We start from the raw sequence: 9,000 nt of genomic DNA, 5'->3' as shown, positions 1-9,000 counted from the left end.
CGCTATTCCGGATCCGGGGCCGCACGATGTGGTCGTGCTGGTGTTGGCATGCGGTGTGTGCCACACCGCCCTGACCTACCGTGAAGGCGGCGTCAACGACGCGTTTCCGTTCTTGCTCGGCGACAGTGGCCACACCGAAGGCCGCGCAGCGCGATTACGACGGCTGGGCCCGCTGGGTGGAGATGGGGGCTTACTGGCCATACACGACGTGTTCCCGGACTCGGCCGACGGCGGTCAGGGCCCGTACAACATCTATCGCCGCGCTCTGGATCCCGGTGAGTTCGAGGAACTCTCGGTGACCGGCTCGCTGAGGATCCTGCGGCGCACGGCCGTCTGCGAATAAGACGCCGCTGGTGGCCACCGATTTGCATCTCGCCGTCCGTTCCGATGGTTGGCTCAGCCGGGGAGGGCGTTGCGGAAGATCCCGTTGGCGGCGGTGGTGCGTGAGAGCGCGTTCGCGGCCAGGATGACCGCGCGGGTGGCATCTCGGCTCAGTGCTCGCCGTCGGTGAACACCATTTCGGTCCAGTGCGATCCGTCCGCGTCCCGTAGCTGCTGCATCTCGGTGAACAGCATTGCAGCGGTGGGGCTGTCACCGTCGGCGTGGTCACGCAGTGCATCAACCAGGCACCGCTGCGCTGGCGCCGAGTTCGGACGAGGATCACCGAGTAGTTCGGCCGGGGTCACGTCGCAGCCGAGGCTGTAAAAGATGCTCGAACAGCTGGGCAGCAAGCTTCGCCGGAGCTTCCGGATTCATTTGCGAGCCAGTGGCTCTCGCGGCGGGCGCGGTGGCCGCCCGTTCCCCCAGTGCCTGGCACACCTCGAACTCGTCGAGCGCAATGCGCAGAAGGATGATCAGCGGTGAATGCAGGCGCAAGGCCTCCTTCGAGCTCGGCCTCAAGACTCGAAATCTACCGTAGCGCAATGTGACTGACCTTCGGCCATCGGCGTACAGTTCGTCGAGTTCGGCCTCATGGTCTCCAGTGTCTCGGGGTGCGCAGCAGTTCGGTGGTCGTCCAGGCCGCAGTGCCTGAGGTCGTGTGGTGGCCGGCGAATATCAGCTCCGCAAAGAATTCGAGCAGATCGATCTCACTCTCGTCGGCCCAGCTGGCCTGCATACAACCGACTTTCGCGCGCAATGGTGGTCGCGTACCCGTGCATGTGGTCTCGTGCAGCGCCTGATTGTGCAGTATCTCCGTGCGCCGCTCGGGTGGAGTGTCGAAGATGCCCCCTCGCCGGAGATCGGTTTCAAACGAGTAGGCCGCATCCTGATGGAGGTCCTCGTTGCTGGCACGGAAGAACTCGTTGGCCTCCGCCGACAAGACCAGGTTGTGGTCCATGCAACGAGGATGGCCGTCGACCGGTATACCGGCGCGGAACTTGCGCAGGAAGCGGTATAGCGCTACTTCGTGTTTCGCGCGAGCGGGTGACGATCAGCTTCCGTTGCCGGGATCGGCGAGTAACTGGCGTGCGGAGATCTCCAGCAGGTCGGCGACCTCCTGGTAGGACAGCAGTCCCATGCCGCCTTGCAACAGCGCGCCCGCGTAAAGCAGTTCCAGCATCGAAAGGCGTTTGGGGTCTCTGGATCCGAGCGCGGCGGCGAGCCGGTTGTGGATCTCGATGCCGATGCGCACGCGCAGGTGTTGGACGTCGGGATCGTCGCCGAGCAGCGCGGCGCTGACGGCACTGGCCAGTGCCGGTTCGTCGGCCACGAGCAGGGAGATCTGACGCAGGACGGCAACCACGCGTGTGGCCGGGTCCGCGTCGGGGGCCTCCAAATGCGGGGCGGCGATCAAGCGCCGCCAGAACACCTCCGAGATCAGGTGTTCCTTGGAGGAGAAATATGTGTAGGCGGTGGCCGTGCCGACACCCGCGGCGGCGGCGACCAGTCGAATCGTTGTGCCGGAGTATCCTTCCCGGGACAGCACATCGACTGCGGCCGCAGTGAGGCGGTCGACGGTGTCGGCCTGCTTCCCGGTGAGGCGTCGTCGAGTCGCCTCGATGCCGGTAGATGCTAGTTCGGACATGTGTCTGGATACTACTTTAATCCTGTGACCAGGACAAATGTGGTGAGCAGAGGTTCAAGCGAACGGAACGCTATAGATCGCCGGTGCAGGCCGTCGCCATAGTCCGGAACGCGGCAGCGCATAGTTCTTAGCTATTGGTAGTCGGGTTTGCCGCCGGGAGCGGATTATAGGCCTCGAACACCGAATCATGGGATTTCAGAACGCTTTTCACCTCTACGGCGAACACCTCTCGCCGCCGGGGTTGATCAGTATGTTGCCGCGGCCGAGCAGCTTACGGTGCCATCGTCCTCGACGCAGGCGCGATCGTCGGTGACCATTATGGCGCATACCGTCGACGGTCTTGAACAGCCGATCGGTCATGGCGCCACGACCATGCCGCGGCTGGTCGGCACGCGAGGCTGGTGGTCGGGATCATCATCTTTGGTCGCGAAACCGATTCCGCCGAAGCAGGTCTCCGACGACCGATGGAGTCGGAATGGTTGACGGAAGCCGTTCCAGCAGTACTCTCTTCACCGGCTGCGACAGCAATGCGGCGCCGGATGAGATGGCCAGCAGGCTGGAAGCATCCACCGGGTAGTCGCGTACGGGTCCAACAGCGGGCGGGGTATGGCGTTACCTTTGATCACCATGATCTGAGGCTGTTCGCGCTCCACCGCGAGCGACCTGCAGCGCGTCGCGGACCACACACGGTGAAGGTGGGCGTCAGTGCCGAGGCGTGGATCTGCGGCGGCAGGATCAGCCACGCGCTGGGATGGTCTGCGCGCGACGCTGGACTGGAACTCGTCGGCGACGGGCTCACCGCTGAAGAAGTCGATACCGCTGCCGAGGCCCCAGCCACACCTCATCACTGATACGCCGCTGGTCGTCGGAAGCCGCTGGCGAGCTCCAGTCTCGCTCAGGTCGATACGGGCACCGGTGTAGCGCCCGGAATCACGCGGTGCGCCAGCCGTACAATGGCGGCCCCGTCATTGCCGGTGATCTTCGTGGCGAGCGCCTCGCACTGTTCGACGCGGCGCGCCCAGAGGGCCACCAGGTAGCCGAGTTCGGCGAGCTATTCCGCCGCCGCCGCACAATTCCGGACGGGGTTCCAGCGATCAGGGCGGGCGGCGGGCGGGATGGGGTCCGAAGCGTGGCATTATCGGGGTTTCACGGTGAGGGGGAGTGCGGCGAATCCGCGGACGTTGGTCGAGTGCACCCGTTTGATGCCGGACTCGACCAGTTCGTAACCGCGTACGCGCGAGACGAATTCACGCAAGGCGATGGTGGCCTCCAAGCGGGCCAGATGAGCCCCGAGGCAGAAGTGCACGCCCGCACCGAAACTGGCGAGGCTGCCCTTGCCGACGCGGTCGATTCGGAAGGCGTCGCCGTTCTCGAACACTTCCGCATCGCGGTTGGCCGAGCCGATCACCAGCAACACCTTCGAACCGGCCGGAATCGTGCCGCCGTGCAACTCGATGTCGGTGGCCGCGCTACGCGCCACGATCTGGCTCGAGGTGTCGTAGCGCAAAGTCTCCTCGACCCAGTCCGGCACCAAATCCGGATCGGCGAGGACCTTGCCGAATTCTGCGGGATTGCGCGCTGCCCAGTAGAGGGCGTTGCCGAGCAGTTTGGTGGTGGTCTCGTTGCCGGCGACCACCATCAGGAACATGAAGCCGATGATCTCCTCGTCGGTGAGCCGGTCACCGTCGATCTCGGCATCCAGCAGCGCGGAGGTGAGGTCCTCGGTGGGCGTGCGACGGCGCTCGGCGACCATGTCGCTGTAGTAGCCGATCAGCGCTAGTGCCGCTTCGATCGCCGGGACGGGCACGTCGAGCACGCCCTCCTCGCGATGGACGACAAGGTCGGCGAGGCGGCGCACCTCTGCGCGATCGGACTCGGGCACGCCCATGAGTTCGGAGATGACGTCCATGGGCAGCTTGCCAGCGAAATCCTCGATCCAGTCGAAGGTTTCGCGTGCCAGCGCCGGTTCCAGGTGTTCAAGGGTCAATTCGTGGATACGGCTGTCCATTTCGGTCACCCGGCGCGGGGTGAAGCCCTTGTAGACCAGTTTTCGCATCCGCACGTGACGCGGATCGTCCATGGCGAGGAACGACATTGTGCGATGCGCGTGCGGTCCCCAGGCGGCGGGATCGAGCGAAACCCCGTTCGCGCTGGAGAGCCGGACATTGTCGCGGAAACCCGCGACGACGTCGGCATGCCGTGACAGCGCCCAGAAGTCGAGTTCCGGATTGTGATAGAGCGGGGCGTCGGCGCGCAGGCGCGCGTAGGTCGGGTACGGATCTTCATGGAACCGATAGTCGTAGGGGTCGAACGTAAACGGCTCCAATGAGGCCGAGGTCATGACGTCCTCCTTTCGGAAGACACATAGCTGGACATGTGTCTGGACACTATCATCGACGAGCGTCCATCGCAATGATCGACAGTCCTTGCGTTCGGCCGCCTATCCGAACTATATTCCGAACACCTGTCCAGACATGTATCGGAGCCTGAATATGAACGGCCTCGTCCCGCCCGAAGGCACGTCCCTGCTGATCGGTGGCAAGCTCGTCCCCGGCGGCTCGGGCGTCTTCGAAACGATCAACCCCGCGACCGAGGAGGTCCTTGGCCAGGCTGCCAACGCCTCGGCGGATGATATGAACGCCGCCATCAGCGCGGCACGGAGCGCCTTCGACGAGACCGGCTGGTCCCGGGACCCTGATTTCCGCGCGCATTGCCTGCGCCAGTTGCGCGACGTCCTGCGCGAACACGTCGAGGAACTGCGTGCCATCACGGTCGCCGAGGTCGGCGCACCGGTCATGCTCACCAGCGGCCCACAACTGGAAGGACCGATCGGCGATCTGTCGTTTTCCGCCGACCTGGCCGAAACGTATTCGTGGCACACCGATCTCGGCGTCGCCGAACAGATGGGCATCTCCAGTCGGCGCGCGACCCGCCGCGAAGCAGTGGGTGTGGTCGGCGCCATCACTCCGTGGAACTTCCCGCACCAGATCAATCTCGCGAAGCTTGGACCCGCACTGGCCGCCGGAAACACAGTGGTGCTGAAACCTGCTCCGGATACGCCGTGGTGTGCGGCGGTGCTCGGCCCACTCATCATCGACCACACCGAAATCCCAGCGGGCGTACTCAATATCGTCACTTCCGACGATCACACCTTGGGGGCCCAGCTGGTCCAGGATCCGCGGGTCGACATGATCACTTTCACCGGGTCGACCCAGACCGGGCGATCGGTGATGGCGGATGCGTCGACCACCCTCAAGCGCACATTTCTCGAGCTGGGCGGAAAATCGGCTGCCATCGTGCTCGATGACGCCGACATCGTCAGCGCCGCAAGCTATACCGCGTTCTCGGTCGCCATTCACGCCGGACAGGGCTGCGCGCTCACCACCCGCATGCTGGTGCCGCGCGCGGTCTACGACGACGCGGTGGCCGCCGCGGCCAGTGCCTTGGCGGGGATCAAGGCCGACGATCCGACCAAGCCCGGAACCATTTGCGGGCCTTTGATCTCCGCGCGCCAGCGTGACCGCGTGGAACGCTATCTCGACATCGCCCGCGCCCAGGGCGGTCATATCGTCACCGGCGGCGGCCGCCCCGCAGGTAAGGACCGTGGGTATTTCGTCGAACCCACACTCATCGCCGGGCTGCCCAACACCTCCACCGTCGCGCAGGAGGAGATCTTCGGCCCGGTGCTCGTGGTGATCCCGCACGACGGTGACGCCGACGCGATCCGGCTGGCCAACGAATCGCCCTACGGCCTTTCGGGTTCGGTGTGGGGAACCGATCCCGAACGCGTCGAACGGGTGGTCTCGGGCGTGCGCACGGGCACGCTGAGCGTCAACGGTGGGCTCTGGTACCACGCCGACGCACCTTTCGGTGGCTACAAGCAATCCGGCATCGGCAGGGAAATGGGTGTCGCCGGTTTCGAGGAGTACCTCGAAACCAAGTTGATCGCCACCCCGGCCTAATCCATCGAAGTACCAGCATGAGGAGCTGAACACACCATGGCACGATTCACTGGTCGCACCGCGATCGTCACCGGCGCGGCGCAGGGCATCGGCGCGGCATATGCCAAAGCGCTTGCCGCCGAAGACGCAAACGTCGTCGTCGCCGATCTCAACGTCGAGCGTGGAGAAGAAGTCGTCAAGCAGATCACCGCCGACGGCGGCACTGCGGCCTTCCGCCGTGTCGACGTCTCCGATCCCGAATCCGCCACGGCCCTGGCAGAATTCACCATCGCGGAATTCGGAGCCATCAACCATCTGGTCAACAACGCCGCGATCTATGGCGACATGAAACTCGACCTGCTGCTCACGGTCCCGTGGGACTACTACAAGAAATTCATGAGCGTCAATCTCGACGGCGCGCTGAACGTGACGCGCGCGGTGTGGCAGCCCATGGTCGACGCCGGGGGCGGCTCCATCGTCAATCAATCGTCCACGGCAGCATGGCTGTACTCCGGTTTCTACGGGCTGGCCAAGGTCGGCATCAACGGCCTCACTCAGCAGTTGGCCACCGAACTAGGCGGGTCGAAGATCCGCGTGAACGCGATCGCGCCCGGACCGATCGACACCGAGGCCACCCAGACCGTCACGCCCGGGAGCATCGTGCAGGACATGGTGTCCCGCATCCCGATCAAGCGAATGGGCACACCGGGGGATCTGGTGGGCGCTTGCCTGTACCTGCTCTCTGATGACGCCGGCTGGGTTACTGGGCAGATCCTCAATGTCGATGGCGGACAGATCATCCGATGACGACCGAAACTGCCAGAGTTCCGGTCGGATTCATTGGACTGGGCAATATGGGCGCGCCGATGGCGAAGCGACTGTTGGAATGGCCGGGCGGGCTTACCGTGTGCGATGTCCGGGCCGAGGCGACGCTGCCGTTCACCGAGGCCGGTGCTCGGTCAGCTGCCGACCCAGCCCAGCTCGCGATGCACGCGCAGGTTATCTGCGTGACCGTTATGGACGACGCGCAGGTCATCGATGTCGTCACGGGCCCGGCTGGCATCTTGAACTCCGCCGCCGAGGGGGCCGTCATCGCGGTGCATTCGACGATCAGCGACCGAACCGCGGAGAACCTCGCCGCCGTGTGCGCCGACCGCGGCGTCGAATTCGTCGATGCCCCCGTCAGCGGCGGTGCGCCGGCCGCGACCCAAGGCAGCCTGGCCGTCATGGTCGGTGGCAGCGATGCCGCCGTGGAGCGTATCCGGGCGCCGTTCGAATGCTTCTCCAATCTGATCGTGCACGCCGGTCCCGCCGGCGCGGGCACGCGAATAAAGCTGGCACGCAATCTGCTGCACTTCGTCGCGTTCACCGCTGCCACTGAGGCGCAGCGGCTGGCCGAAGCCGCCGCGTTGAATATTTCCGAACTCGGCAGGGTGGTGCGCCATTCCGACGCCATCACCGGCGGGGCCGGAGCCATCATGCTGCGAGACACCACCGCGCCGATCGCGCCGGACGACTTCTGGTTCCCCATTCTCAGTCACGTGCGCGACCTCGGCGAGAAGGACCTGACTCTCGCGCTCGAACTCGGCGAACGGCTCAACATCGAACTGCCATTGGCGCAACAAGCTCTGGCCGGGTTGGGCGCCGGTCTCGGCGTCGCACAGCCCGTCCTCGACAGGGAGACATCATGACCGTGAACACCAACGGTGGCAACACTGTCCGTCAGCGGGGACTCGCGAAGATGAGGGAGGTGTATGGCTGGGACTTCGCCGATGGCCCTGGTGATCTTTTCGGTCTCACGGCAGACCACCTGTTCGCCGAAATCTGGTCCCGCCCCGCACTGTCCATCCGGGACCGGCGGCTGCTGCTGTTCGGCGCCCTCACCGCGCTGGGTCTGTTCGATGTCGCCGAGATCCAGATCGGGGCGGCTCTGCGCAACGGTGAACTCGACGACGAACAGTTGCGTGAGGTGGCGGTGTTCCTGGCCTACTACGTCGGCTGGGCATCGGGTACCAAACTCGACGCCGCGGTCGGCAAGGTGCTGGCGCAGGAAAGCGGTAAGTGAGCATGGCCGAGATGGAAGCCGTACAACCACAACAGGCGTCGGAGATCTCCCACTGGAGCGCCAGCGCGGATGTCGTCATCGCCGGTTACGGCATCGCCGGGGTCTGCGCCGCCATCGAGGCCGCGCGCGCGGGCGTGGACGTGCTCATTCTGGAACGCACCGGCGGCTGGGGCGGAGCCGCGGCGCTGGCTGGCGGTTTCGTCTACCTGGGCGGCGGCACGCCGCTGCAGCGAGCGCTCGGGTTCGATGACAGTGCCGAGAATATGGAGAGCTTCCTGCTCGCCGCTGTCGGTCCTGCCGCCGATCCGGTCAGGATCGCCGACTACTGCCAGGGCAGCCTCGAACACTACGACTGGCTTGTCGAGTGCGGGGTCAGGTTCAAGGAGGAGTTCTGGGGCGAACCCGGCTGGGAACCACCGCACGATGAGGGCCTGATGTACTCCGGCGGCGAGAATGCCGCACCGTTCAACAGAATCGCCACACCCGCACCACGCGGGCATGTCCCGCAAATGCAGAACAAGCGGACCGGGGAAAAGGGCGGCGGCTACATGCTGATGAAGCCGCTGGTCGACACCGCGGAAAAGCTAGGCGTCCGAGTCGAATACGACACTCGCATCCAACGGCTGATCATCGATGACAACGGGCGGGTGGTCGGCGTGGCCGCGCGCCGCTACGGTCGAGACCTCACTGTTGCCGCAGACGGCGGTGTCATCCTCGCCACCGGCAGCTTTGCCTACAACGAGGAGATGGTCGCCGCTCATGCGCCGCACCTGATCGGTCGCCCGGCCGCCGCGATCGAGGAGCACGACGGCATCGGCATCCGGGTGGCGCAGGCCGTGGGCGCACAGGTGGAGGCCATGGACGCCACCGAGGTCGCCTTCTTCGGCGATCCGCAAATGCTCGCCCGCGGCATCGTCGTCAACGGCCGCGGAGAACGCTTCATCGCCGAGGACACTTACCCGGGCCGG

The 9,000-nt window shown here is 65.1% G+C and carries 10 protein-coding genes and 2 pseudogenes; 8 read left to right on the top strand and 4 right to left on the bottom strand.

The genetic code is table 11. The features are described 5' to 3' along the window. Together NP3_RS49815 and NP3_RS47955 are read left to right on the top strand one after the other, a co-directional pair. Positions 1–121: pseudogene (locus NP3_RS49815) on the top strand (S-(hydroxymethyl)mycothiol dehydrogenase); the annotation flags it as partial. Next, a pseudogene (locus NP3_RS47955) lies at positions 119–343 on the top strand (class I SAM-dependent methyltransferase); the annotation flags it as partial. The pseudogenes NP3_RS49815 and NP3_RS47955, both read left to right, overlap by 3 nt. A 148-nt stretch (positions 344–491) precedes the next feature. Here the strand turns inward: NP3_RS47955 and NP3_RS14925 are convergent. The 3 genes from NP3_RS14925 to NP3_RS14915 form a co-directional block, all read right to left on the bottom strand. Continuing rightward, positions 492–686, bottom strand: coding sequence for a hypothetical protein (locus NP3_RS14925; protein WP_063041727.1), 195 nt, complete (start codon positions 684–686; stop codon positions 492–494). A 284-nt stretch (positions 687–970) separates the two neighbouring features. Further along, entirely contained in the window at positions 971–1,339 is a 369-nt protein-coding gene (locus NP3_RS14920) for a cytochrome P450 family protein (RefSeq protein WP_063041725.1), read from the bottom strand. Positions 1,340–1,432: 93 nt separating this feature from the next. After that, on the bottom strand, positions 1,433–2,026 hold the full coding sequence (locus NP3_RS14915) for a TetR/AcrR family transcriptional regulator (protein WP_063041723.1): 594 nt from the start codon (positions 2,024–2,026) through the stop codon (positions 1,433–1,435). A 689-nt stretch (positions 2,027–2,715) separates the two neighbouring features. On the opposite strand from NP3_RS14915, the gene NP3_RS47950 reads away from it, so the two are divergent. Then, complete coding sequence (locus NP3_RS47950) at positions 2,716–2,877, top strand: hypothetical protein (RefSeq protein WP_157124319.1); 162 nt, start codon at positions 2,716–2,718, stop codon at positions 2,875–2,877. A 284-nt stretch (positions 2,878–3,161) separates the two neighbouring features. Here NP3_RS47950 and NP3_RS14910 read toward each other — a convergent pair whose 3' ends face one another. After that, a complete protein-coding gene (locus NP3_RS14910; protein ID WP_063041721.1) occupies positions 3,162–4,367 on the bottom strand; it encodes a cytochrome P450 in 1,206 nt (401 codons plus the stop codon). 151 nt (positions 4,368–4,518) lie between these two features. On the opposite strand from NP3_RS14910, the gene NP3_RS14905 reads away from it, so the two are divergent. The 5 genes from NP3_RS14905 to NP3_RS14885 all read left to right on the top strand — a co-directional run. Next, a complete protein-coding gene (locus tag NP3_RS14905) occupies positions 4,519–5,988 on the top strand; it encodes an aldehyde dehydrogenase (RefSeq protein WP_063041731.1) in 1,470 nt (489 codons plus the stop codon). 36 nt (positions 5,989–6,024) lie between these two features. Then, entirely contained in the window at positions 6,025–6,774 is a 750-nt protein-coding gene (locus tag NP3_RS14900; RefSeq protein ID WP_063041719.1) for an SDR family oxidoreductase, read from the top strand. After that, positions 6,771–7,658 (top strand): NAD(P)-dependent oxidoreductase, encoded by an 888-nt coding sequence (locus NP3_RS14895; protein ID WP_063041717.1) that lies wholly within the window; start codon positions 6,771–6,773, stop codon positions 7,656–7,658. The genes NP3_RS14900 and NP3_RS14895 overlap by 4 nt, the downstream gene beginning before the upstream one ends. Beyond that, positions 7,655–8,032: a carboxymuconolactone decarboxylase family protein gene (locus NP3_RS14890; protein WP_063041715.1), complete on the top strand. Its 378-nt coding sequence runs from the start codon at positions 7,655–7,657 to the stop codon at positions 8,030–8,032. Before NP3_RS14895 ends, NP3_RS14890 begins: the two co-directional genes overlap by 4 nt. Before the next feature lie 2 nt (positions 8,033–8,034). Then, positions 8,035–9,000, top strand: a 966-nt coding sequence (locus NP3_RS14885; protein WP_063041713.1) for an FAD-dependent oxidoreductase, incomplete at its 3' end; no start/stop codon positions are given.

The sequence above is a fragment of the Nocardia pseudovaccinii NBRC 100343 genome, assembly GCF_001613225.1.
GTDB classification, from domain to species: Bacteria; Actinomycetota; Actinomycetes; order Mycobacteriales; family Mycobacteriaceae; genus Nocardia; species Nocardia pseudovaccinii.
Note: the sequence above shows the minus strand (reverse complement) of the source record. Positions and strands in the feature narration are given on the sequence as shown.